Source organism: Microbacterium psychrotolerans, from assembly GCF_031085295.1.
GTDB classification, from domain to species: Bacteria; Actinomycetota; Actinomycetes; order Actinomycetales; family Microbacteriaceae; genus Microbacterium; species Microbacterium psychrotolerans.
On record NZ_JAVFWO010000005.1, the window covers coordinates 110,690 to 132,574 of the forward strand.

The window sequence follows — 21,885 nt, forward strand, 5'->3', positions numbered from 1 at the left end:
CCCGCCACTCGTGGCGGGGCGTTCCTCCGTCGTCGGCCGATCGAGCGGCAGAGGTCAGGTGCCCTGACGTCTCGTCGGCGGCAGCGCCGGTGTCCCGCGGAACACCAGCACCGTCGTGATCGCCAGGATCACGATGCCGATGGACTCCACGATGACGGCCTCGGGCACGAGCATGAGGTCCCAGGACGAGGTGATGCCGAAGAGCCCCACCGTCAGCGCGAGGATCAGGGCGAGCAGCGTGGCGATGAGGAACAACAGGCTCAGCACCGTCGCCAGCTGCAGCAGCCGGCCGTGGAGTGCCAGCATCCCGATTGCGAGCACCAGTGCTGCGATGGCATTGAGGACGAACATCACGCCCAGGATGCCGCCCGTGCCGTTGAAGACCAGGAACAGGTGGATGCCGCCGGCTGCAAGGAGGGCGATCGCGCTGAGGATGCGCATGGTCCAGAGCACGCGCCCGGCGGTTTGGGTGGATGCGGTCGTCATGGTGCTACCTGCTCTCCGATGGAGGTGCGGTCGTCGAGGCCTTCTCGAGGGAAACGAGCGCGCGACCGCTGAGGTTCAACCGGACGAGCCACGTGACGTCGCGACCGAACGACTCGAGCATCAGCAGCAGCGCCGCGGCTGCGACGGCCAGGTTCGCCTCCGGCGGCAGCACTTGCGCCGCGACCAAGGTCAGGGCGATGCCGCAGACGGCGGTGACGACCTTCCGCCAGTACCGCGGCGGGAGCGTCTGGCGCATCCATGGCAGCATCGCGCCGGCGACGACGAAGGCGTACCGCATCAGGCCGATCGAGAGCACCCACCAGCCGACGTACCTCACGTCGTACACGCACAGCAGGAGCAGCAGGAACGCGTCGACCTCCATGTCGAACCGGGCGCCGAGTTCGCTCTCGCTCGCCGTCCGGCGAGCGACGTAGCCGTCGACACCGTCGAGCGCGAGAGCGCAGGCGACGAGCGTGACGAGCAGCACGGTGGATGTCGCGCCCTCGAGCGCCGCGACCGTCAGTGCAGTCACCAGGCCGACGAGCATCGAGCGGGTCGCGGTGACTGCGTTCGCGGGCCCGAATCTGAGAGCGCCCCGACGCCGGAGCCCGACGGTCAGCAGCACGGTGGACACCACCAGATAGGCGAGGCCCAGCGCCACCGCCGTCGGAGATAGCGGGACCGCGGCTCCGATCGCGACCAGTCCGCCCGCACCGGCCGCCACCCACCACCAGGGGACCCACTGAACTTTTTCCATGTGCGCTCCGTGTACTCCCTATGGCGGTCACGGGGGACACGACGCAGATACCCGCCGCGGTTCATCCCGATCCTGAGGATGCCGCGCACGCATGGTGGATGATCGGCCCGGGGGAGGGCGAGTTCCGGTCGGAATCGCTGCCCGGCCCATCCGACAGTGAGGCATCGGTCCGGACCCTCTGGACCGGCGTGAGCCGCGGAACGGAGGGGCTCGTCGCGCGCGGTGAGGTGCCCGCAGCCGAGCGGGAGCGCATGCGAGCGCCGTTCCAGGGTGGCGACTTCCCGTTCCCGGTGAAGTACGGGTACCTCAACGTCGGTACGGTCGACGACGGTCCGGCGCAGCTCTTGGGCCGCACGGTGTTCGCCCTGGTCCCGCACCAGTCGCGCTACGTCGTCCCCGTCGAGGCGCTCGTTCCGGTGCCCGAAGACGTCCCGCCCCGGCGGGCCGTACTGGCGGGGGCGGTCGAGACGGCGGTCAACGTGCTGTGGGATGCCGCTCCGCTGATCGGCGACCGCGTGGTCGTCGTCGGAGCGGGCATGATCGGATGCGCCATCGCGCGGGTGGCGTGCGGCATCCCGGGCATCGAAGTGACGCTCGTCGACATCGACCCGGCGAAGGCCCGGATCGCCCGGGCGCTCGGGGCGGAGTTTGCGCTCGCCACGTCCGATCCGCGGCCCGAGGCGGATGTCGTCATCGAGGCGAGCGGCAGCGGAGCGGCGCTCGAGCTCGCCCTGCGGCTGGCGCCCACCGACGGAGAGGTGATCGTCGCGAGCTGGTACGGCAGCGAGCCGGTGCCGATCACGCTCGGAGCCGACTTCCACTCGCGGCGGCTCACGATCCGCTCCAGCCAGGTCGGTGCGGTGTCATCCCGCCGTCGGTCGACGCGAACGACCCGCGATCGCATGGAGGTCGCGCTGCGGCTGCTGGAGGATCCCGCGTTCGACCTGCTGCTGGGCGGCACATCGTCCTGGCGGCAGCTGCCCGAGATCACCGCGGCGCTCGCCGCGGGTACGGCCGGCGAACTGTGCCACACGATCGATTGGAGCACCGCATGACGTTCAGCGTCACCGTCCGCGACCACCTCATGATCGCCCACAGCCTGCGCGGCGACGTCTTCGGACCGGCGCAGCAGTTGCACGGCGCGACCTACCTCGTCGACGCCACGTTCCGCGCCGACGAGCTGGACGCCGACGGCGTGGTCGTCGACATCGGCCGCGCGGGCGACCTCGTGCGCGAGATCGTCGGCGCGCTGACCTACCGCAATCTCGACGACGAGCCGGATCTCCACGGCGTCAACACCACGACGGAACGGCTGTGCCAGATCGTGGGCGATCGGCTCGCGGCGCGCGTGCGCGACGGGGCGGTCGGAGCGGCGCGGCTGACGGGCATCGCCGTCACCCTCCACGAATCGCACGTGGCGTGGGCGTCGTACGAGGTGGCGTTGTGACGAGCGGACCCTCTGTCCGACTCGTCGTCCCCGGAGGGGTCGACGATCCCCGTCGCGTGAGCGGCGGCAACGTCTATGACCGCCGCATCCGCGACGGGCTGCCGGCGCACGGCTGGACCGTGCAAGTTCTCGAGGTGGCGGACGCCGGAGAAGCCGCATCCGCTCTCCGCGGTGCACCCGACGATGCCCTGGTGCTCGTGGACGGACTCGTGGCGGGCTGGGTGCCGGCGGCTCTCGAAGACGAGGCGTCGCGCCTGCGCCTGGTATTGCTGGCGCACATGGTGGTGGCGGCGTTCCCCGACGCCACGGATGCTGAAGCGGATGCCGAGCGCCGCGCGCTGGCCACCGCCGGTGCGGTGATCGTGACGAGTCGCTGGACCGCCGGCGAGCTCGCGCGGCGCGGACTGACCGATCCGTCGCGGATCACTGTCGCCATCCCCGGCGTTCAGCACGTGGATGCCGGCGTGCCGGCATCCGACAAGGACCTGCTCTGCGTGGGGGTGCTGGCGCCGCACAAGGGGCAGGACACACTGCTCGATGCTCTCGGACGGCTGCGAACGCGCGACTGGACCTGCGCGATCGTCGGGTCGCCCGAGCCGTTCCCGCGGTTCGCGGCGGTCATCGCCGAGCGTGCGGCGGCCTTCGACGGGCGGGTGCAGCTGACCGGTGTCCTCGACGAGGACGGCCTCGCCGAGGCGTACGGCCGGAGCGCGCTGCTCGTGGCGCCGTCGCGGGTCGAGAGCTGGGGCATGGCGATCGCCGATGCGCGCGCCCGGGGGATCCCGGTGGTCGGCTCCGCGGCCGGCGGCATCCCCGACGCGCTCGCCGGCGGCGGCGGCCTCCTCGTCTGCCCCGACGACCCGGCAGCGCTGGCCGACGTCTTGGAGGCGTGGATGTCGGATCCAGGGCTGCGGGCACGACTCCGGCGCGAAGCCGTCTCGGCCCGCGCCTCACTGCCGACGTGGGCCGACACCGTCGCACACGTCGTCCGGGCGCTGGAGGCCGCATGACATCGATCTCCACGGCGACGGCCGGCTGGCTCGCGCTGCGGGCGCCGGCCGACGATGCCGCCCGCTCTCCGGAGCTCGCGCACGAGCTCGCCCGCATGCTCACCGCGGCCTCCGCGCCCGTCGTGCTGCACGACCTCGGGGCCGGGACCGGATCGATGACCCGCTGGCTCGCGCCGCGACTTCCCGGTCCGCAGCGGTGGGTGCTTCGCGACGGCGACGCCGACATCGTCGAGCACCTGGACCTCGGTGCCGTCACCGACGCCGGGGGTCGACCCATCGAGGCGGACGTCGTCGTCGAGGACCTGGCCGAGCTCCCGATCGATGCCTTTCACGACGCGTCGGCGGTGACGGCATCCGCGCTCCTGGATGTGATCACGCGGGCGGAGGCCGCCCACATCGTCGCGGCCTGTGTCGCGGCCGGCACGCCCGCGCTCTTCAGCCTCACCGTCACCGGGGCGGTGCGGCTGCGGCCGGCCGAGGCGCACGGCGAGGTCGAGCGCGCCCTGGGCGCCGCCTTCGACGACCATCAGCGACGCGACGTCGACGGGCGGCGGATGCTGGGGCCCGACGCGGTCGCCGTGACCGCTGGTCTCTTCGCCGACGCGGGCTGGCACGTCCGCCGGGCGGCCACGCCCTGGCGCCTGCGGCGGCGGGACAGTGCCCTCGTCGCGGAGTGGCTGGACGGGTGGGTCGATGCCGCTGTCGAATGGCGGCCGGAGCTCGCCGAGGATGCGGAGGCGTATCGCGGTCGTCGTCAGGCGCAGGCAGCGGCCGGCCGACTGCGGGTCACCGTGTCGCACGAGGACCTGCTGGCGTGGCCAGGCTGAGGAGCATGCCCCCGCGGCTGCGGAGGGCCGCGCGGATCGTGGCGGCGCTCGCCGTCGTGGTCGCGACCGTCGCCGTGGTCGGCGCCGCGCCGTTCGTGGAAGGCCTTTCCTCGATCTCGCCGTGGACGATCCTCGCCGCCGTCGCACTCGCGGCGCTCGCGACAGCGGCGGCCGCCTGGCGGTGGCGGATGGTCTCGACGGGGTTCGGCCTGCCGCTGGCGTGGGGCGACGCGTTCACCGCGTACTACACCTCGCAGTTCCTGAATACGGTGCTCCCCGGCGGAGTCGTGGGCGACGTGCAGCGCGCATACGTCCACGGGAGCGACCACGACCGGCTGGATCTCGCCGCGCGCGCGGTGGCGGCCGAGCGCATCGCCGGTCAGCTCGTGCAGATCGTGCTGACTCTCGCGATCCTGCTCCCGCTCGGCCTGACCTCGCCCCTGGCTCCTCTGGCGTGGCTCAGCGCCGGCGTCGTCGTGCTCGCGCTGGTCGCCGTCGGCGCGGTGGCGTTCAGTCGACGAGGGCGGTCGATGATCGGCCGCGAGTACCGACTGCTGCGGCCCGTGGTGTGCCGGCCGCTGACGCTCCTCGCGATCACCGGCGCGTCGGTCGTCGTCGTCGCCGCGCACACAGCCACGTTCGTCGTCGCGGGTCTGGCGGCGGGCGTCCACGCCGGAGTCGCGGAACTCGCCCTCGTGGCGCTGATCGTGCTCGGCGGGGCCGCGATCCCGCTCAGCATCGGGGGATGGGGACCCCGCGAGGCGGTCGCTGCCGCCGCGTTCGCCCTCGCGGGGCTGGGTGCCGCCGCGGGCGTCGCCGTCTCGACGGCGTTCGGCGTGCTGACGGTCGTCGCCGTCGCCCCCGGCGCCATAGCCCTGCTCGCGGGTCGCTTCCGTTCCCAGCGGCAGAGGGGCATCATCGGGAGGAGGAGATCCGCATGAGCGAACGACCGTACGTGACCCTCAGTTGCGCGATGTCGATCGACGGCTACCTCGACAGCGCCGAGCCCCACCGGCTGGCGATGTCGAACGCGGCCGACCTGGACCGTGTCGATGACGTGCGTGCCCTCCATGACGCGATCATGGTGGGCGCGTCGACCGTACGCCGAGACAACCCCCGGCTGCTGGTGCGGGATGCCGCCCGCCGCGCGCGACGCCTGGCGTCCGGCCGCAGGGAGTCCCCGGCGAAGGTCACCGTCACAGCGAGCGGCGATCTCGCCCCGGACGCCGCGTTCTTCACGACGGGGGAGGGGACCCGCATCGTCTACTGCCCGCGGGACCGGGAAGCGGAGCTGCGGCGACGCCTCGGAGATCGTGCGACCGTCGTCGGAATCGGTGACGACTGCGTCATGATGGCCGCACTGCTCGACGATCTCGCCGGTCACCGGGGAGTGCGGAGCCTCATGGTGGAGGGCGGCGGCACCGTGCTGACCCAGTTCCTCGGCGCGGATCTCGTCGACGAGCTCCATCTCGTCATCGCCCCCTTCTTCGTCGGCGAGGCGCGCGCGCCGCGCGTCGTCGGTCCCGCGGCCTTTCCGTGGACGGCCTCGCGCCGCGCCCGGCTTGCCGACACGAGCCAGATCGGCGACGTCGTCCTCCTTCGCTACGCCCTCTCCGATCGGTTCGGCATGCTCGACGACCAGAGCGCCGACGCCGGACGGGTCGCCGCAGAGATTCCGTGAGCATCTCGCCGGGCGGCCTGGCGCCCCGGGCATGGCGGGGTCGCGTCGGGATCGCCGCATCGGTCGCCCTGCTCGTCGTCCTGCCGCTGGTTCCCGGCGTCCTCGCGACCGGGTCGGTGCTGGCCCTCATGCGGATCCCGGTGGAGTCCATCGTCATCCTGCTCGTTCTGGCGGTGACGCCGTGGCGTGTGGCGCGCGTGGTGCTCGCGACGGCGTTCGGGTTGTTCGTCTGCGTGGCGGTGGTGCTCGCGGCCATCGACCTCGGCTACGAGGCGGCGCTCGGCATCCACTTCGTGCCGCTGGACTGGCCGCAGCTCGGCGACGCCTACGGTGTCGTCGCGGCGGCGATCGGCGGCGGGCCGGCAGCCGCACTCGTCGCTACGGCCACGGCCCTGATCGCGGCCGCGACAGCGGCGCTGGCGTGGGCCGCGCTGCGCGTGGACGCCGTGCTCCGGCGTCACGCCGCGCGTGGGCGCACAGCGATCGCGGCGGTTACTGCGGTCTGGGTGGCCATCGCCGCGCTGGCACCGCCGCTGGGCCTCGCCGACCCGCCTGCGGCTGCGGCGTCCGGCGGCGCCATCGGCTCGGCCGTCTCGCGCACCGTCACCGCGCTCGAGACGAGGGCGGCCGTCGCGCGGGCGATCGCCGGAGATCCCTTTGCCGACGTGGACGAGCACGAGCTGCTGGCGACGCTGCGCGGCAAGAACGTCGTCTTCGCCTTCATCGAGAGCTACGGCCGGGTCGCGCTGGAGGACGACGAGATCTCGGACGGCGTCGGCGAGGTGCTCCGCCGCGGTGAGGAGGCCCTGACGGCCGAGGGGTACTCCGCCGAGAGCGCGTGGCTCACCTCGCCGACCTACGGCGGAGCGAGCTGGCTCGCGCATGCGACCCTGCAGACGGGTGTGTGGATCGACTCGCAGACGGTCTACAGCGAAGTGGTGCGCAGCGAGCGGCTGACGCTGAGCGCGGCGTTCGCAGCGGCCGGCTGGCGCACGGTCAGCGACGTGCCGTCCAACACGCAGGACTGGCCGGTCGGGCGGGACTTCTATCGCTTCGGAACGTTGCTCGACGCGACGAATGTGGGCTACCGCGGCCCGTCCTTCGGTTATGCGCGGATCCCCGATCAGTACACGTGGAAGCACTTCGCCGATCACCAGCTCCGGGATCAGCAGCGACCGGTGATGGCCGAGATCGACCTCGTGTCGTCTCACACGCCGTGGGCACCCCTTCCCGAGCTCGTGCCGTGGTCGCAGATCGGCGACGGATCGGTCTACGACGGGCAGCCCGAGCGCAGCCGGTCCGCGAGCGACGTCTGGGAAGATCCGCAGACCGTCCAGCGCTTCTACGGACGGTCGATCGAGTACGCGCTCGGCGCGATGTTCTCGTTCCTCGAGAACGTCGACGATCCGGATCTCGTCGTGGTCGCGCTCGGCGACCATCAGCCCAACGCGATCGTGAGCGGAGCGGATGCCGATCGCGACGTGCCGATCACCATCATCACGAAGGATCCGGGCGTCTTGGCGTCGGTCGCGGGATGGGGCTGGGAGTCGGGCCTGCGGCCGGGCGCGGGAGCGCCGGTGTGGCGGATGGACGAGTTCCGCGACCGATTCTTCACCGCGTTCGGGACTCCGCCTTGAGCCGGGGCTGGGAGGATGACGGGATGACGTTCATCGTTCGCGTTCCTGATCTCGCCGAGGCGGCGGAGATCGCCGATCTCCACGTGGTGACGTGGCGCGAGACCTACACGCACCTCCTGCCCGAGGGGTTCTTCGACGAAGAGTACGTGCAGGGACGCCATCTCTTGTGGCGTCGGCTGCTGGAGAATCCGCGCGAGGAGTGGCGGATCCGCGTCGCCGAACGGGACGGGCGGATCGTCGGCCTCGCGACATCCGGTCCCAGCACGGCGCCAGAGGGACAGGACGCGCCGCGGGAACGCCAGCTCTACATGCTCTACGTACTCGCCTCGGAGTACGGCGCGGGAGTCGGGCAGGCGCTGCTCGACGAGGTCGTCGGGGACGAGCCGGCAGTGCTGTGGGTGGCGAAGGAGAACCCCCGGGCGATCGCGTTCTACCGTCGCAACGGGTTCGCGTTCGACGGCGTCGAGGAGGCCTATCCCGACGTTCCTGCTCTCGTCGACGCGCGCATGGTTCGCTGACGGCTGACGCCGCCGACGGGCGGGTTCGTCAGCCGGCGAAGTCGGAGTCGTCGGTCCACGCCGCGATGTCCACGCCGTGGTTGTCGGGAGATGTGAGCGTCCACCACTCGGGAGCATGGGAGTCGTCGGCCAGGCGGCCTCCGGCGGCGAGGGCCGCGGCGACGCGGGCGTCCACCTGGTCGCGGGGCACCGAGATGTCGATATGCGTGCGGCCACGACCGGACTTCGCCGGCTCGAGCGGGTGGAACCAGACGTGCGGGTTCCGGCGCAGCGGGTCGACGGCGTCCTCGGCGCCGAGCGGGGCGTACCCGAGCGCGGCGCTCCAGAACGGCCGCACGTGGGCATCGGGGCCCTGCGCGACGGCGATGCCGACGACGGTGAGCGCGGACGGGTCGGGCTCGAGGCCGAGTTCGCGGGCGGCGCGCGAGACCGCGGCCGCGAGTTCGGCATCCGCTCGGCTCAACGCGCCGTCGCGGCGACTGAACGTCTTGACGAACACCCCTTCGGGACGCAGATCGACGTCGGGGTGGTGGTCGAGCGCCTCGGCGATCGGGACGATCTCGGCGACCAGGCGGGCGCCCTGAGAGAACGAGTCGGCCCGGAAGAACGCGTGCGCGCCCCAGTACAGGACCCGCCAGTCCTCCACCCCTTCAGAGTCGTGGAAGGCACGCGGGCTGATCGTCTCGAGCTCGGGCTCGATGGTGCCGTCGCCGAGCGGCGGCTGCGCGAGGATGATGCGTGCGAGCTGCTGCGGTCGCGTCAGCTGTGGCCAGTGGCCCGTCGGCAGATCGATGAACGTGACATCCTCGAGGGTCGCGAACTCCTGTACCGGCGGCGCTCCGGCGTCGATCCAGGAGCGCAGGTCGGCGACGGTGTACTCGGTGGCGACCGCCGTCACGGGGATGCCGCGGCGGCGATCGTCGTGGAGATGCTGGATGCCGGTGACCACGAGCGCGGGCGAGGGAACCGCGTAGGCGCGGAACGCCGTCATGCCCCCTTCGCCCAGGTCGCGGAGGTCGGCCTCGTCGAAGTCGCTCCAGTCGGGAAGCGGAAGGTCGGCCCCCACCGGCTCGTACCCCGAGAGGAGCGGCGCGCCGTCGGGCGTCGGGAACCCGCCGATGAGGATCAGGCGGGCCACGCGGCCCGGGCGTGCGTCGGCGGCCGCGTAGACGATGCCGGCACCGGCCGAATGCCCGACCAGCACCACCTTCTCGCCGGGTGCGGCGTCTATCGCCGCCACGACGGCCGCGACATGGTCGTCCAAGGTGATCGCCGAGCGGTCGGCGTCCGCCGATTCCATGCCCGGCAGAGTGAGGGCGACCGGACGGTGACCGGCGCGCTCGAGGGCGGGCGCGACTTCGTACCACGCCCAACCGCCCATCCACAGGCCCGCGACCAGGATGATGTCCACTTCGGCTCCTTCGTGATGACAGGTGCAGCCAGTGTGGCCCGATCCTCCGACATCCGCGATGGGGGAATACGTCGTCATGGGGCGCGATTGACTCTCATACCCCCAGGGGGTATGAAGGAACTCGTACCGATGAGGAGAATGCCGTGACCGATCCGAATCGCGACCGCGACCTGGGCGCCGTCGCGCACGCCGACCAACCGCACGCGGCGCACCATGGTGCAGGCCACCCCGGACAGGACCACGCCGCGATGGGTCACGCCGCGCACGACCACGGCGCGACGAGCACGGCCGCCCACGACCACGCGGCGATGGATCATGCCGCGCACGACCCCGCCGCGTTGGGGCACGGCGCGCACGGCGGCCACGCGGGCCACGGCGCGGACCACGTCGCGCGCTTCCGCCGGCTCTTCTGGATCAACCTCGCGCTCGCCGTCCCGGTGGTGGCGTTCTCGGGCATGTTCGCGATGGTGCTCGGCTACACGCTGCCCGACGCTCCGCTCGTGCGCTGGATCTCGCCCGTGCTCGGCACCGTCATGTACTTCTGGGGCGGCTGGCCGTTCCTCACCGGCGCCGTGTCGGAGCTGCGTGCCCGCCGTCCCGGCATGATGCTCCTCATCGGCCTCGCCATCACCGTCGCCTTCTTCGCCTCGTGGGGCGCGAGCCTGGGCCTGCTCCACCACGAGCTCGAGTTCTGGTGGGAGCTCGCGCTCCTCATCGTGATCATGCTGCTCGGCCACTGGATCGAGATGCGCTCGCTCGCACAGACGACGTCGGCGCTCGACTCCCTCGCCGCGCTCCTTCCCGACGAGGCCGAGCGCGTCGAGGGCGACCGCATCGTGACGGTGGCCCCTGCCGAGCTGCGCGTCGGCGATGTCGTCGTCGTCCGCCCGGGCGGCAGCGTGCCGGCCGACGGACGCATCGTCGACGGCCGGGCCGACATGGACGAGTCCATGGTGACCGGCGAATCCCGGGCCGTGTCGCGCACCACGGGCGACCACGTCACCGCCGGCACCGTCGCGACCGACTCCGGACTCCGGGTCGAGGTCACGGCGACCGGCGACGACACCACGCTCGCCGGCATCCAGCGCCTCGTCGCCGAAGCGCAGAACTCGACGTCGCGGGCGCAGCGCCTCGCCGACCGTGCGGCGGGCTGGCTGTTCTGGTTCGCCCTCGGCGCCGCCGCCGTCACGGCCGTGGTGTGGAGCGTGCTGGGGATGCCGGATGAAGCGGTCGTGCGCACGATCACGGTCCTCGTGATCGCCTGCCCCCACGCACTGGGTCTTGCGATCCCGCTCGTGGTCTCGATCGCGACCGAGCGCGCAGCCCGCGGCGGCGTGCTCGTCAAGGACCGGCTCGCGCTCGAGAGCATGCGCACGATCGGCGCGGTGCTCTTCGACAAGACCGGCACCCTCACCAAGGGCGAGCCGACCGTCGTGGATGTCGCGGCCGTCACCGTCAGCGCAGGCCGCATCGACGCCGACGCCGTGCTGGCGCTGGCCGCGTCCGCCGAGGCCGACAGCGAGCACCCGCTCGCGAAGGCGATCGTCCGCGCCGCACAGGCGCGTGGGCTGACACTCGCCGCAGCCACGGGGTTCCAGTCGTCGCCGGCAGTGGGCGTGACTGCGACGGTGGACGGCCAGGTCGTCCGCGTGGGAGGGCCGCGCCTGCTCGAAGAGGTCGGCGTGAGCCCGATCGGTGCCGCTGCGGAGTGGCGCGAGCAGGGCTCGATCGTCCTCCATGTGGTGCGCGACGGGGAGGTGGTCGGCGGGCTCGCGCTCGCCGACGAGATCCGGCCGGAGTCGCGTGAGGCCGTCGACGCGCTGCAGAGGCTCGGCGTCGAGGTCGTGATGATCACCGGAGATGCCGAGCCCGTCGCCCGCTCGGTCGCCGAAGCCCTCGGCATCCGCCGCGTGTTCGCCGGCGTCCGCCCCGAAGACAAAGAGCGCAAGGTCGCCGAGCTGCAGCACGAGGGGCTGAAGGTCGCGATGGTCGGCGACGGCGTCAACGACGCCCCCGCGCTGGCCCGGGCCGACGTCGGCATCGCGATCGGCGCCGGCGCCGACGTCGCGATCGCGTCGGCAGGGGTCATCCTCGCGTCGAGCGACCCGCGCTCCGTGCTGTCGGTCATCGAGCTGTCACGCGCGAGCTACCGCAAGATGACGCAGAACCTGTGGTGGGCGGCCGGGTACAACCTCATCTCGGTCCCGCTCGCGGCGGGTGTCCTGGCGCCCATCGGTTTCGTGCTGCCGATGTCGGTGGGCGCGATCCTGATGTCGCTGTCGACCGTCGTCGTGGCCCTGAACGCCCAGCTCCTGCGCCGGCTCGACCTCAGCCCCGAGCGCAGCGCGCGCGCCGTGCTCGAGCGTTGATCTGCGCGATTCCCGCCACGTCTCCCCGCAGCGCCGGTGCGCTGCGGGGAGGTCGTGACCGGCGGTATGCGCAGGGGGCGGCCGCGTCGGCCGCGGCATCCGTCGTCCTGACGCCCTCGCACGGCGGCGATAGGGTTTGACAATGACGACGACTCCCCCCGGCTGGTACGACGACGGTCACGGCGCGCTGCGCTGGTGGGACGGGCAGCAGTGGACGGAGCACGTCGCCCAGCCCGACGCGGAGTCGTCGCCCGCCCCGACCGAGGCCGAGATCGTCGCCGGCCAGCTCGGGTTCGAGCACGAGACGGCACCGGCACCGAGCGCTCCCGTCGCACAGCCCGGCCTGACCGGGCAGCCGGCAGTCGCGGCGCAGCCCGGTCATGCCGCCGCACCCCAGTACGCGCCCGGCGATCCGGGCTACCCGCAGGGTGTGTACGAAGGCGCCCCCGCGGGCGGCGCCTTCACCGCCGCCACCGAGCCGCGCAAGAGCTCGAAGCTGTGGATCGTGTGGGTGGTGATCGGTGTCGTGCTGCTCGGCATCGTGATCGCCGCCGCCGTGCTGATCCCGCTGCTGATGCTGTCGGCGGCGACGGCGGGGAGCACCGGCGCCACCGACGACGAGCGCGCAGCGGTCTCCGCGGTCGAACTCTACGACGACGCCTGGCAGGACGGCGACTGCGACGCCTTCACGGCCGCGACGACCGAGAACTTCCGCGCCGCCAACGGATTCACCGACTGCCCGACCTTCGAAGCGGATGCCGAGGGCTTCGACCAGAACTTCGACGACTACGAGGTGAGGGTCACCGCCGTCGAGACCCAGGCCGACGAGATCGCGGTGACGACCGAAGAGACGTACACCGCGCTCATCGATGGGAACGGCGACGCGACGGATCCGACTCCCGGTTCGACGGTCTACCACTACACGCTCGTCGAAGCCGACGGCACGTGGCTGATCGACGACCTGTACTACGACGAATGAGCTCCTCCGAGACGCCCCGTCCCGCTCACGACACCCGGTTCTACCTCGCCTGCGTAGGCATCGGCCTGCTCGCGGGGCTGCTGTCGGGTCTGTTCGGCGTGGGCGGTGGCACGGTGATCGTGCCCTTCCTCGTGCTGCTGCTCCGCTTCGACCAGCGCCTCGCCGCCGGCACGTCCCTCGCCGCCATCGTGCCGACGGCGGCCGTGGGCGTGATCTCCTATGCGGTGCACGGCTCGGTCGCCTGGATCCCCGCGCTGCTGCTCGCGGCCGGCGCGGTCGTCGGCGCCCAGATCGGCACGTGGCTGCTGCCGCGGCTCTCGCTGACAGTGCTCCGGTGGGCGTTCGTCGGCTTCCTGGCGGCGGTCATCGTGAGCCTCTTCATCGTGATCCCCTCCCGGGATGCCGAGCTCGTCCTCACCTGGTTCAGCGGAGCGGCCCTCGTGGTGCTGGGTGTGGTGACCGGCATCCTGTCGGGACTCATCGGCGTGGGCGGCGGCATCATCGTCGTCCCGGCCCTGATGGTGCTGTTCGGCACGAGCGATCTCGTCGCCAAGGGCACCTCGCTGCTCATGATGATCCCGACCGCCGTCTCGGGCACCATCGGCAACGTCCGCCGGCGCAACGTCGACCTCGCCGCCGCCGCGGTGGTGGGCATCGCGGCGTGCACCACGACCGCGCTCGGAGCGTGGGCCGCGACCCTCATCGACCCGTTCGTCGCCAACATGCTGTTCGCCGCGTACCTCGTGGTCATCGCCGTGCAGATGGCGCTGCGGGCCTGGCGCGGACGCCCCCGCCCGGCCGGCCCGGCGGACGCCGCTCGGTAGGATGGCCTGGTGCCAGTGAACCCCGAGCTCGTCGGCCGCGACTTCCCGCCGACGTCCCCCTACCTCGTGGGTCGAGAGAAGGTGCGCGAGTTCGCGCGTGCCGTCTTCGCCGATGACCCGCAGCACAGCGATCCCGCCGCCGCGCAGGCGCTCGGCTACGCCGACGTCGTCGCGCCGCCGACCTTCGCGATCGTCGTCGCCGAGTCCACGCTGAAGCAGCTGCTCGGCGAGCCGGATTCGGGAATCGTGCTGCAGAACGTGCTGCACGCCGAGCAGAAGTTCCGCTACTCGCGGCCGATCATCGCCGGCGACGAGTTGACCGCCCGGCTGTCGGTCACCGGCATCCGCGCGATGGGGGCGGCCGCGATGGTGACGAGCGAGTCCGAGATCACGGATGCCGCGGGTGACCACGTCGTGACTGCGACGTCCATCCTGCTCGTGGGGGAGGGCGACAAGTGAGCGCGCTGACAGCCCTCGCCGTCGGAGACGTCGTCGCCGAGCGGACCGTGCACCTCACCCGGGAGTCGCTCGTGCGGTACGCGGGCGCATCCGGCGACTTCAACCCGATCCACTACCGCGACGACGTCGCCGCCGCGGTGGGCCTTCCCGGCGTCCTCGCCCACGGCATGCTCACCATGGGCCTCGCGGTCGGCACGATCGAGCCGTGGATCGGCGATACCGGCCGCATCCTCGAGTACGGCGTGCGGTTCACCAAGCCTGTGGTGGTCGACGCCGAGACCGGCGCCGACGTGACCGTCGTCGCGAAGGTCGGGGCCGTCGACGACGAATCGGCCCGCATCGACCTCACCGTCTCGTTCAACGATGCGACCGTGCTGGTCAAGGCGCAGGTGCGCGTGCGGATCGTCTGACGCATGCCCGAGGTCACCCCCATTCCGCTGTCGCGGCTGACGACCCTGCGCACCGGCGGTGAGCCCGCGCGCATGATCGACGCGCCGACGACCGACGAGCTGGTCGCCGCACTGCGCGAGGTCTGGGCGTCGGGCGACGACTGGCTCGTGCTCGGCGGCGGCTCGAACCTGTTCGTCGGTGACGAACCGTTCGACGGCACCGTCGTCCGCGTGCTCACCAGGGGCATCGAACGGATGCCGTCGCCGCTGCCCGGTCGCGCGCGCCTGCGGGTCCAGGCGGGCCACGACTGGGATGCCCTCGTCGCATACGCCGTCGAGGCGGGCCTCGGCGGGCTCGAGGCGATGTCGGGGATCCCGGGAACGGTCGGTGCGGCGCCGGTGCAGAACATCGGCGCCTACGGCCAGGAGATCGTGCAGACGCTCACCGAGGTCGAGCTCCTCGACGAGTCCACCGGCGAGGTCTCGACGGTGCCCGCCGCCGAGCTGGGCCTCGGCTTCCGCACGTCGGTGCTCAAGCATCACTACGGGTCGGCGCCCGCCCGTCGCGCGGTGATCCTCACGGTGACGCTCGATCTTCCCGAGATCGGGCCGGGCGCCCGTCGCATCGCCGGCGACCAGCTGCGCACCGCCCTGCGGCTCGGTCCCGATGACGAGGTGATGCTCGCGTGGGTGCGCGACCGCATCCTCGAGACACGCCGCAGCAAGGGCATGGTGCTGGACGCCGACGACCCCGACACCTACAGCGCAGGCTCGTTCTTCCAGAACGCGGTGGTGTCGGCATCCTTCGCGCGCACGCTTCCCGACGCGTGCCCGCGGTGGCCGGTGCACCCCGACCTCGACCCGGTGCTCGTCATCCCGCTCGCGAACTTCGACGGCTATGTGCCGCCGACGCCGACCGTCGAATCGGACGTCAAGGTGAGTGCCGGGTGGCTCATCGAGCACGCCGGCGTGCGCAAGGGATTCAAGCTGCCGCGCTCGCGTGCCGGCCTGTCGACCAAGCACGCGCTCGCCCTCACGAACCGGGGCAGCGCCACCGCCGCTGAGCTCGCCGAGCTCGCCCGCTTCATCCAGGGCCGCGTGCAGTCCGAGTTCGGCCTGGTGCTCCAGCCCGAGCCCGTGCTCCTGAACGTCGAGCTCTAGTCCCTCGCGTCGGCGTCGTCCTCGCCGGACGCCTCCTCGAGGCCCTCGAGGAGGTGCGAGCGGTGCGCAGGCGCCAGATTCGCCATCGCCGCCGCCAGCTCTGTCAGCATCGTCAGTCGTCGTCCCATGGTGGTGCCTTTCGTTCGTCCTCATGAGGGACGACGAACGAACGGGCGTCGGGTCGACGGTTCGTGGCGGATTCTTCTGACACGGCTGGCGACGAACCGCCGAGCCTGAACGCAGAACCAGGCCCGACGCAGAACGCGGATGCCTCGCACCGAGGCATCCGCGTTCCGTGACGTCGCCGGCTACGACGCGAAGAGGCGCTGCAGGCGCTGGACGCCCTCGAGGAGGGCGTCGTCGCCGAGTGCGTACGAGAGGCGCAGGTAGCCCGACGGACCGAAGGCCTCTCCGGGCACGACGGCCACCTCGGCCTCTTCGAGGATGAGGTCGGCGAGCTCGAGCGAGGTCGTGGGCGTCTTGCCCGCCCACTCGCGGCCGAGCAGCCCCCGCACGTCGGGGTAGGCGTAGAACGCGCCCAGCGGAGTGGGCACCTCGACGCCGTCGATCTTCGAGAGCTCGGTCACGATCGTGCGGCGACGGCGGTCGAAGGCCTGACGCATCTGCTCGACCTCGTCCTGCGGGCCGGTGAGGGCCGCGAGCGCCGCGCGCTGCGCGATGTTGTTGACGTTCGAGCACAGGTGCGACTGGAGGTTGCCGGCGATCTTGATCGCCGGCTGCGGCCCGACCATCCAGCCGAGACGCCAGCCGGTCATCGCGTAGGTCTTGGCGACGCCGTTGACGAGGATCGTCTGGGCGGCGGCATCCGGAACAGCCTCCACGATCGAGACGGCCCGCGTGCCTTCGTAGACCAGGTTCTGGTAGATCTCATCGGAGATGATCCAGATGCCGTGCTCGACGGCCCACTGGCCGATCGCGGCAGTCTCCTCCGCCGTGTACACCGAGCCGGTCGGGTTCGACGGCGACACGAACACGAGCGCGGTCGTGCGGTCGGTGCGTGCGGCCTCGAGCTGCGCGACGGTCACCTTGTAGTCCTGGTCGGCACCGGCGAACACCTCGACGGGGACGCCGTCGGCCAGGGCGATCGCCTCCGGGTACGTCGTCCAGTACGGGGCCGGCAGCAGCACCTCGTCGCCGGGGTTCACGACGGTCTGGAAGGCCTGGTACACGGCCTGCTTGCCGCCGTTGGTGACGATGATCTGCGAGGGGTCGACCTCGAGGCCCGAGTCGCGCAGCGTCTTCGCCGCGATGGCCTCGCGGAGCGCGGGAAGGCCCGCGGCCGGCGTGTAGCGGAAGTTCGCGGGGTTGTGCAGCGCCTCGGCGGCGGCATCCACGATGAACTGCGGGGTGGCGAAATCGGGCTCGCCCGCCGCGTACGAGATGACCGGCCGGCCGGCGGCCTGCAGGGCCTTGGCCTTGGCATCGACCTTGAGGGTCGCCGACTCGGCGATGGCGCTGAGCTTGCGGGAGAGCGTGGGCGTACGGGTGAGCGGTGCGCGTTCTGTCACGCTTCGAGCGTAGTCCGCGCGCGCGTCGCGGTCAGCGGCCAATCGCCCTCGACCGGCCCGTGACTGTGCGCGATGCCGGGCGGGCGCGACGGAACGTCCGACGGCGGGCTTCCGGGCACCACGAGCGCACGGTACCCTGTGCCTCGTGGACGCCTGGATCTGGGGAGCCGTCGTGCTCGCCATCGTGCTTGTCTTCGCGGGCGGGATCGCGTGGTGGCTCGCGCGCGGGTGCGTGCTCACGATGATCGGCGCCACCGGCGCGGTCGTCGGCGGCGTGCTGTCGCTCATCGCGCTGGTCGTCCTGCTCGACCCCGACGCCGGTCTGCGCGCCGCCGCCGTCATCACGGTGGGCTCCGGAGTCTGGCTCCTCGCCTGGGCGCTGGCGGGCGGCATCCGAGGGCAACGGCTGCTGCGCGCGGAGGAGCGAGCGGATGCCGCAGCGGGGGTCGCGCCCCTGGTCGTTCCTGCGACGGCGACCTCGGATCGCTGAGCCGCCGGGCGACGCAGCTGAGCCTCCAGGCCCCGCAGCTGAACCGCCGGGTGGCGCGGCTGACCCGTCGCCGCCGACGGCGGCATCCACCGAATGGGGGATGCCGATCCCGCAGATGACCGCTGGTCCGCGCCGGCCCGCGCGGCGAGGCTGGGAGCATGCGGATTCATGCGGGTGAGGATGCGGTCGCGGTGCGGGTGCGCGACCTGCGGAAGACGTACGGCGATCGCACCGTCGTCGACGGGGTGTCGTTCGACATCGCGCGGGGTGAGACGTTCGCCCTGCTCGGTCCGAACGGGGCGGGAAAGTCGACGACCGTCGAGATCCTGGAGGGCTATCGGCGGCGCACCAGCGGCGAGGTGGAGGTGCTGGGCGTCGACCCCGGTCTCGGCGGGCTCGATCTGAAGGCCCGGCTCGGCATCGTCCTCCAGTCCACCGCGCAGTCGGGGCTCGCGACGGTGCGCGAGCAGCTCCGGCAGTTCGCGGGGTTCTATCCGAACCCGCGCGACGTCGATGAGGTGATCGCCGCGGTCGGCCTTCAGCCGCAGGCGAAGACGCGCATCTCGAAGCTGTCCGGCGGGCAGCAGCGCCGCGTCGACGTCGCCCTGGGGATCATCGGCCGGCCCGACCTGCTGTTCCTCGACGAGCCGACGACCGGGTTCGATCCCCACGCGCGCCGGGAGTTCTGGGAGCTCATCCGGAGGCTGCAGACCGAGGGCACCACGATCCTGCTCACCACCCACTACCTGGACGAGGCCGCGCAGCTCGCTGACCGGGTCGCGGTCATCGCTGCCGGCCGCCTGCGGGCGATCGGCCCCGTCGCGGGGTTCGGGGGAGAAGAGGCGCGCATGCCGGTCGTGAAATGGGTGGAGGGCGGGATGCCGCGGCAAGAGCGCACTGCCGATCCGTTCACGTTCGCGACGGTGCTCGCCGCGCGCCTCGGCGGCGCTCCGCCCGAGCTCGAGATCGTCCGGCCGAGCCTCGAGGACGTCTATCTGAGCCTCGTCGCCGAGGCGGAGGCACCCGTCGACGGCACGGCGGACGCGGTCGTGACGAGGGGAGCAGCACGATGAGCACGGCGACCCGCAGCGTGGCGTCGGGTCAGGGCAGCCGGACGCGGCGGCGCGGCCTTCTCGCCGTCGGGGTCTGGCGCGCCCGCTTCGAGCTGGTGCAGTACTTCCGCTCGGGCGACACCCTCTTCTTCACCTTCCTCTTCCCGATCTTCATGCTGGGGCTGTTCAGCGTGGCGTTCGGCTCGGACGGCGACGTGCAGCTCGCACCGAACGTGCCGGCCATCCCGATGGCGCAGCTGTACCTGCCGGGCATGATCGCCGCCGGTCTGCTGCTGTCAGGCTTCCAGAACCTGGCGATGGACATCGCGATCGAGCGCTCCGACGGCATGCTCAAGCGCCTCGGCGGCACGCCGCTGTCGCCGGTGAGCTACTTCATCGGCAAGATCGGCCAGGTGCTCGTGACGGGGGTTCTGCAGTCGGCGCTGCTGCTGCTGTTCGCCTCGCTCGTGCTCGGCGTGGAGCTTCCGACCGCGCCCGAGAGCTGGGCGACCTTCGCCTGGGTGTTCGTGCTCGGCATCACCACCTCGGCGCTCCTCGGCATCGCGCTCTCGGCCGTGCCGCGCACGGGCAAGAGCGCGACCGCCGTGGTGGTGCCGATCGCACTCGCGCTGCAGTTCATCTCGGGCGTCTACCTGACGTTCTCGCAGCTGCCGGACTGGCTGCAGAACGTGGCCGGGCTGTTCCCGCTCAAGTGGATGGCGCAGGGCATGCGGGCCGTCTTCCTGCCCGACGAATACGCAGCCCTCGAGCAGAACGGCGAGTGGGATCTGGCCGGCGTCGCGATCGCCCTCGGCGTCTGGCTCGTCGTCGGGCTCGTGCTCTCGCGCGTCACCTTCCGATGGATCCGCCGCGATGCGTGACCGGGTCGGCGGCGTGGCCGGTCGGCGCACGGCCGCGTAGCCTGACGGTGCCCGGCTCGCAGCGGTGAGTCGAGCCCGGGCGACACTCGGACGAGGAAGGGAGGCGGGCGGAGCATGCTGAGCGAGCGCCGGTGGGATGCGATCGTGTGCATCGTCGCGGCGGTCATCGCCCTGGCGCTGGTCTTCCTGTTCGCGCCGTCGACCGCCGCCCGCACGGTGGTCGGCCTGGGGTCGATCGGGCTCTTCGTGGCGGGGTACGCCGCGATCGGCCGCGCCGCCGTCGAACCGCCCCGAGCCGCCTGGCGGTACCCCGCGTTCCTCTCGGTCGCCGCGATCGCGGTGGGCATCGGCGTCGGAGCCGCTCCGTTCATGGCCATGCTCCAGACGCTCGCGTACCCGCTCGTGTGGGTCATCGGCGACTCCCGGCGGCGGGGCATCGGCGGGTCCGTGGTGATCGCCGTCAGCGTGTTCGTCGGGGTGATCATCGGCTACGGCGCAGACGCCGACTCGGTCCTCGCGGGGGCTACGACCGCCGTGTTCTCGCTGGCCTTCGCGATCGCCATCGGGCTGTGGATCGCCCGCATCGCCGAGTACGGCGAGGAACGCGAGCGCCTGCTGGCCGAGCTGACGGCCGCCCAGGGGCAGGTGGAGGCGCTGAGCCGCGAGCGCGGCGCCTCGGCGGAGCGCGAGCGCCTCGCCCGCGACATCCACGACACGCTCGCACAGACGCTCGCGGGCCTGGTGATCTTCGCGGAGCGCGCCGGACGGCAGTCGCGTGAGGGACAGACGGATGCCGCGGCCGCGACGATCGCGACCGTCGAGCAGGTCGCTCGAGACGCGCTGGCCGAGGCGCGGGCGCTCGTCGCCCGGACGGCCGCCGTGCCCCGCGAGCCGGCGTTCGCCGCCGCGGTGGAGCGCCTCGTGGAGCGCTTCCGGGCGCAGGGCCGCGCGGCGATCGAACTCGACACGGCCGGCGTGGCGGCGGAGCTCGACCGAGAGACGCAGGTCGTGCTGCTGCGCTGCCTGCAGGAGGCGCTGTCCAACGCCGCGAAGCACGCCGACGCCGACCTCGTGCGGGTGCGCGTCCGCGTGGAGGCGGACGGCGGTGCCGCGCTCGAGGTGGCCGACGACGGCCGCGGTTTCGAGCCGGCGACGGCCGGGGCGGGATTCGGCCTCGACGGCATGCGGGAGCGGGTGGCGCTGGCCGGCGGTGCGATCGAGGTCGCCTCGACCACCGGCAGCGGGACGGCGCTGCGCGTGCGCCTTCCACCCGCGCGGCCGGATGCCGTGAACGATGTCAGAGGAGGCCCCGTGTGATTCGACTGCTCATCGCCGACGACCACCCCGTGGTGCGCGCCGGGCTCTCCGGGCTGCTCTCCGACGAGCCCGGTTTCGAGGTGGTGGCGGAGGCGTCCGACGGCGACGAAGCGGTGCGCCTCGCCGTCGCGACACGGCCCGATGTGGTCCTGATGGATCTCCGGATGCCGCGCGTCGACGGTGTCGCCGCCACGGCGCGGATCGCCGCGGGCGAGGCGGGCGACCCGCCGCCGCGTGTGCTGATCCTCACCACCTATGAGTCGGACGACCAGATCCTCGCGGCGATCGAGGCGGGGGCCTCCGGGTATCTGCTGAAGGCGGCCCCGCAGGCGGAGATCGTCGCCGGCATCCGCTCGGTCGCGGCCGGGCAGTCGGCGCTCTCGCCGCAGGTCGCGGTGCGCCTGGTCGAACGGATGCGCCGGCCGGTGCCGGAGACCGTCCTGACACCGCGCGAACTCGACGTGCTGCGGCTCGTCGCCAGAGGGCACAGCAACAAGCAGATCGCCGTCGCGCTCGGCATCGGCGAGTCCACGGTGAAGACGCACCTGCTCAAGATCTTCGAGAAGCTCGGCGTCGCCGACCGCACGCGTGCGGCGACGCTGGCGATGGAGCGGGGCCTGCTCGCCTAGCGGTTGGACGACGGATGCCTCGGACCGGCTGG

General features: G+C 72.1%; 24 protein-coding genes. 19 read left to right on the plus strand and 5 right to left on the minus strand.

Annotation, left to right across the window (positions count from 1 at the left end; all coding sequences use genetic code 11):
• Nucleotides 1-54 precede the first annotated feature (54 nt).
• Together Q9R08_RS16360 and Q9R08_RS16365 are read right to left on the minus strand one after the other, a co-directional pair.
• Complete coding sequence (locus tag Q9R08_RS16360) at nucleotides 55-486, minus strand: hypothetical protein (protein WP_308869210.1); 432 nt, start codon at nucleotides 484-486, stop codon at nucleotides 55-57.
• 4 nt (nucleotides 487-490) lie between these two features.
• On the minus strand, nucleotides 491-1,243 hold the full coding sequence (locus tag Q9R08_RS16365; RefSeq protein ID WP_308869211.1) for a CDP-alcohol phosphatidyltransferase family protein: 753 nt from the start codon (nucleotides 1,241-1,243) through the stop codon (nucleotides 491-493).
• A 188-nt stretch (nucleotides 1,244-1,431) separates the two neighbouring features.
• On the opposite strand from Q9R08_RS16365, the gene Q9R08_RS16370 reads away from it, so the two are divergent.
• Genes Q9R08_RS16370 through Q9R08_RS16405 form a run of 8 tightly spaced genes read left to right on the plus strand, consistent with a single transcriptional unit; the run spans nucleotide 1,432 to nucleotide 8,363 of the window.
• On the plus strand, nucleotides 1,432-2,298 hold the full coding sequence (locus Q9R08_RS16370; RefSeq protein WP_308869212.1) for a zinc-dependent alcohol dehydrogenase: 867 nt from the start codon (nucleotides 1,432-1,434) through the stop codon (nucleotides 2,296-2,298).
• Complete coding sequence (locus tag Q9R08_RS16375; protein ID WP_308869213.1) at nucleotides 2,295-2,690, plus strand: 6-pyruvoyl trahydropterin synthase family protein; 396 nt, start codon at nucleotides 2,295-2,297, stop codon at nucleotides 2,688-2,690. Before Q9R08_RS16370 ends, Q9R08_RS16375 begins: the two co-directional genes overlap by 4 nt.
• Before the next feature lie 56 nt (nucleotides 2,691-2,746).
• Nucleotides 2,747-3,700 (plus strand): glycosyltransferase family 4 protein, encoded by a 954-nt coding sequence (locus Q9R08_RS16380; RefSeq protein ID WP_308869214.1) that lies wholly within the window; start codon nucleotides 2,747-2,749, stop codon nucleotides 3,698-3,700.
• Complete coding sequence (locus Q9R08_RS16385) at nucleotides 3,697-4,527, plus strand: class I SAM-dependent methyltransferase (protein WP_308869215.1); 831 nt, start codon at nucleotides 3,697-3,699, stop codon at nucleotides 4,525-4,527. Before Q9R08_RS16380 ends, Q9R08_RS16385 begins: the two co-directional genes overlap by 4 nt.
• Before the next feature lie 5 nt (nucleotides 4,528-4,532).
• Entirely contained in the window at nucleotides 4,533-5,468 is a 936-nt protein-coding gene (locus tag Q9R08_RS16390; RefSeq protein WP_308869216.1) for a lysylphosphatidylglycerol synthase transmembrane domain-containing protein, read from the plus strand.
• On the plus strand, nucleotides 5,465-6,208 hold the full coding sequence (locus tag Q9R08_RS16395; protein ID WP_308869217.1) for a RibD family protein: 744 nt from the start codon (nucleotides 5,465-5,467) through the stop codon (nucleotides 6,206-6,208). Before Q9R08_RS16390 ends, Q9R08_RS16395 begins: the two co-directional genes overlap by 4 nt.
• The gene (locus Q9R08_RS16400; RefSeq protein ID WP_308869218.1) at nucleotides 6,205-7,845 is read left to right on the plus strand and encodes an alkaline phosphatase family protein; all 1,641 of its coding nucleotides are present in this window, start codon (nucleotides 6,205-6,207) and stop codon (nucleotides 7,843-7,845) included. The genes Q9R08_RS16395 and Q9R08_RS16400 overlap by 4 nt, the downstream gene beginning before the upstream one ends.
• Before the next feature lie 23 nt (nucleotides 7,846-7,868).
• Complete coding sequence (locus tag Q9R08_RS16405; RefSeq protein ID WP_308869219.1) at nucleotides 7,869-8,363, plus strand: GNAT family N-acetyltransferase; 495 nt, start codon at nucleotides 7,869-7,871, stop codon at nucleotides 8,361-8,363.
• Between the two features lie 28 nt (nucleotides 8,364-8,391).
• Here Q9R08_RS16405 and Q9R08_RS16410 read toward each other — a convergent pair whose 3' ends face one another.
• A complete protein-coding gene (locus Q9R08_RS16410; protein ID WP_308869220.1) occupies nucleotides 8,392-9,774 on the minus strand; it encodes an alpha/beta fold hydrolase in 1,383 nt (460 codons plus the stop codon).
• 308 nt (nucleotides 9,775-10,082) lie between these two features.
• Here Q9R08_RS16410 and Q9R08_RS16415 point away from each other — a divergent pair, with 308 nt between their 5' ends.
• The 6 genes from Q9R08_RS16415 (at nucleotide 10,083) to Q9R08_RS16440 (ending at nucleotide 15,955) form a co-directional block, all read left to right on the plus strand.
• The gene (locus Q9R08_RS16415) at nucleotides 10,083-12,143 is read left to right on the plus strand and encodes a heavy metal translocating P-type ATPase (RefSeq protein WP_308869458.1); all 2,061 of its coding nucleotides are present in this window, start codon (nucleotides 10,083-10,085) and stop codon (nucleotides 12,141-12,143) included.
• A gap of 142 nt (nucleotides 12,144-12,285) precedes the next feature.
• The gene (locus Q9R08_RS16420) at nucleotides 12,286-13,122 is read left to right on the plus strand and encodes a DUF2510 domain-containing protein (RefSeq protein ID WP_308869221.1); all 837 of its coding nucleotides are present in this window, start codon (nucleotides 12,286-12,288) and stop codon (nucleotides 13,120-13,122) included.
• Nucleotides 13,119-13,946 carry a sulfite exporter TauE/SafE family protein gene (locus Q9R08_RS16425; RefSeq protein ID WP_308869222.1) on the plus strand — a complete coding sequence of 276 codons (828 nt, stop codon included), beginning with the start codon at nucleotides 13,119-13,121 and terminating at the stop codon, nucleotides 13,944-13,946. Before Q9R08_RS16420 ends, Q9R08_RS16425 begins: the two co-directional genes overlap by 4 nt.
• A 9-nt stretch (nucleotides 13,947-13,955) precedes the next feature.
• Nucleotides 13,956-14,405, plus strand: a complete 450-nt coding sequence (locus Q9R08_RS16430; RefSeq protein ID WP_308869223.1) for an FAS1-like dehydratase domain-containing protein — start codon at nucleotides 13,956-13,958, stop codon at nucleotides 14,403-14,405.
• Nucleotides 14,406-14,410: 5 nt separating this feature from the next.
• Nucleotides 14,411-14,815: a MaoC/PaaZ C-terminal domain-containing protein gene (locus Q9R08_RS16435; RefSeq protein ID WP_308869459.1), complete on the plus strand. Its 405-nt coding sequence runs from the start codon at nucleotides 14,411-14,413 to the stop codon at nucleotides 14,813-14,815.
• 3 nt (nucleotides 14,816-14,818) lie between these two features.
• A complete protein-coding gene (locus tag Q9R08_RS16440; RefSeq protein ID WP_308869224.1) occupies nucleotides 14,819-15,955 on the plus strand; it encodes a UDP-N-acetylmuramate dehydrogenase in 1,137 nt (378 codons plus the stop codon).
• Here Q9R08_RS16440 and Q9R08_RS16445 read toward each other — a convergent pair.
• Nucleotides 15,952-16,083 (minus strand): hypothetical protein, encoded by a 132-nt coding sequence (locus Q9R08_RS16445; RefSeq protein WP_308869225.1) that lies wholly within the window; start codon nucleotides 16,081-16,083, stop codon nucleotides 15,952-15,954. The two genes, Q9R08_RS16440 and Q9R08_RS16445, sit on opposite strands and share 4 nt — an antisense overlap.
• Before the next feature lie 180 nt (nucleotides 16,084-16,263).
• Nucleotides 16,264-17,484 (minus strand): pyridoxal phosphate-dependent aminotransferase, encoded by a 1,221-nt coding sequence (locus tag Q9R08_RS16450; protein ID WP_308869226.1) that lies wholly within the window; start codon nucleotides 17,482-17,484, stop codon nucleotides 16,264-16,266.
• A 145-nt stretch (nucleotides 17,485-17,629) separates the two neighbouring features.
• Here Q9R08_RS16450 and Q9R08_RS16455 point away from each other — a divergent pair, with 145 nt between their 5' ends.
• The 5 genes from Q9R08_RS16455 (at nucleotide 17,630) to Q9R08_RS16475 (ending at nucleotide 21,853) form a co-directional block, all read left to right on the plus strand.
• Nucleotides 17,630-17,974 (plus strand): hypothetical protein, encoded by a 345-nt coding sequence (locus tag Q9R08_RS16455; protein WP_308869227.1) that lies wholly within the window; start codon nucleotides 17,630-17,632, stop codon nucleotides 17,972-17,974.
• A gap of 158 nt (nucleotides 17,975-18,132) precedes the next feature.
• The gene (locus tag Q9R08_RS16460; RefSeq protein ID WP_308869228.1) at nucleotides 18,133-19,047 is read left to right on the plus strand and encodes an ABC transporter ATP-binding protein; all 915 of its coding nucleotides are present in this window, start codon (nucleotides 18,133-18,135) and stop codon (nucleotides 19,045-19,047) included.
• The gene (locus Q9R08_RS16465; protein ID WP_308869229.1) at nucleotides 19,044-19,907 is read left to right on the plus strand and encodes an ABC transporter permease; all 864 of its coding nucleotides are present in this window, start codon (nucleotides 19,044-19,046) and stop codon (nucleotides 19,905-19,907) included. Before Q9R08_RS16460 ends, Q9R08_RS16465 begins: the two co-directional genes overlap by 4 nt.
• 114 nt (nucleotides 19,908-20,021) lie before the next feature.
• Complete coding sequence (locus tag Q9R08_RS16470; protein WP_308869230.1) at nucleotides 20,022-21,224, plus strand: sensor histidine kinase; 1,203 nt, start codon at nucleotides 20,022-20,024, stop codon at nucleotides 21,222-21,224.
• Nucleotides 21,221-21,853, plus strand: a complete 633-nt coding sequence (locus tag Q9R08_RS16475) for a response regulator (RefSeq protein WP_308869231.1) — start codon at nucleotides 21,221-21,223, stop codon at nucleotides 21,851-21,853. Before Q9R08_RS16470 ends, Q9R08_RS16475 begins: the two co-directional genes overlap by 4 nt.
• Nucleotides 21,854-21,885 lie beyond the last annotated feature (32 nt).

Coding starts and splice junctions, on each gene's coding strand:
- Q9R08_RS16390 (WP_308869216.1), top strand. CDS start 4,533: ATGCCCCCGCGGCTGCGGAGGGCCGCGCGGATCGTGGCGGCGCTCGCC.
- Q9R08_RS16465 (WP_308869229.1), top strand. CDS start 19,044: ATGAGCACGGCGACCCGCAGCGTGGCGTCGGGTCAGGGCAGCCGGACG.
- Q9R08_RS16360 (WP_308869210.1), bottom strand. CDS start 486: ATGACGACCGCATCCACCCAAACCGCCGGGCGCGTGCTCTGGACCATG.
- Q9R08_RS16415 (WP_308869458.1), top strand. CDS start 10,083: ATGGATCATGCCGCGCACGACCCCGCCGCGTTGGGGCACGGCGCGCAC.
- Q9R08_RS16470 (WP_308869230.1), top strand. CDS start 20,022: ATGCTGAGCGAGCGCCGGTGGGATGCGATCGTGTGCATCGTCGCGGCG.
- Q9R08_RS16440 (WP_308869224.1), top strand. CDS start 14,819: ATGCCCGAGGTCACCCCCATTCCGCTGTCGCGGCTGACGACCCTGCGC.
- Q9R08_RS16365 (WP_308869211.1), bottom strand. CDS start 1,243: ATGGAAAAAGTTCAGTGGGTCCCCTGGTGGTGGGTGGCGGCCGGTGCG.
- Q9R08_RS16405 (WP_308869219.1), top strand. CDS start 7,869: ATGACGTTCATCGTTCGCGTTCCTGATCTCGCCGAGGCGGCGGAGATC.
- Q9R08_RS16375 (WP_308869213.1), top strand. CDS start 2,295: ATGACGTTCAGCGTCACCGTCCGCGACCACCTCATGATCGCCCACAGC.
- Q9R08_RS16460 (WP_308869228.1), top strand. CDS start 18,133: ATGCGGATTCATGCGGGTGAGGATGCGGTCGCGGTGCGGGTGCGCGAC.
- Q9R08_RS16420 (WP_308869221.1), top strand. CDS start 12,286: ATGACGACGACTCCCCCCGGCTGGTACGACGACGGTCACGGCGCGCTG.
- Q9R08_RS16395 (WP_308869217.1), top strand. CDS start 5,465: ATGAGCGAACGACCGTACGTGACCCTCAGTTGCGCGATGTCGATCGAC.
- Q9R08_RS16385 (WP_308869215.1), top strand. CDS start 3,697: ATGACATCGATCTCCACGGCGACGGCCGGCTGGCTCGCGCTGCGGGCG.
- Q9R08_RS16445 (WP_308869225.1), bottom strand. CDS start 16,083: ATGGGACGACGACTGACGATGCTGACAGAGCTGGCGGCGGCGATGGCG.
- Q9R08_RS16425 (WP_308869222.1), top strand. CDS start 13,119: ATGAGCTCCTCCGAGACGCCCCGTCCCGCTCACGACACCCGGTTCTAC.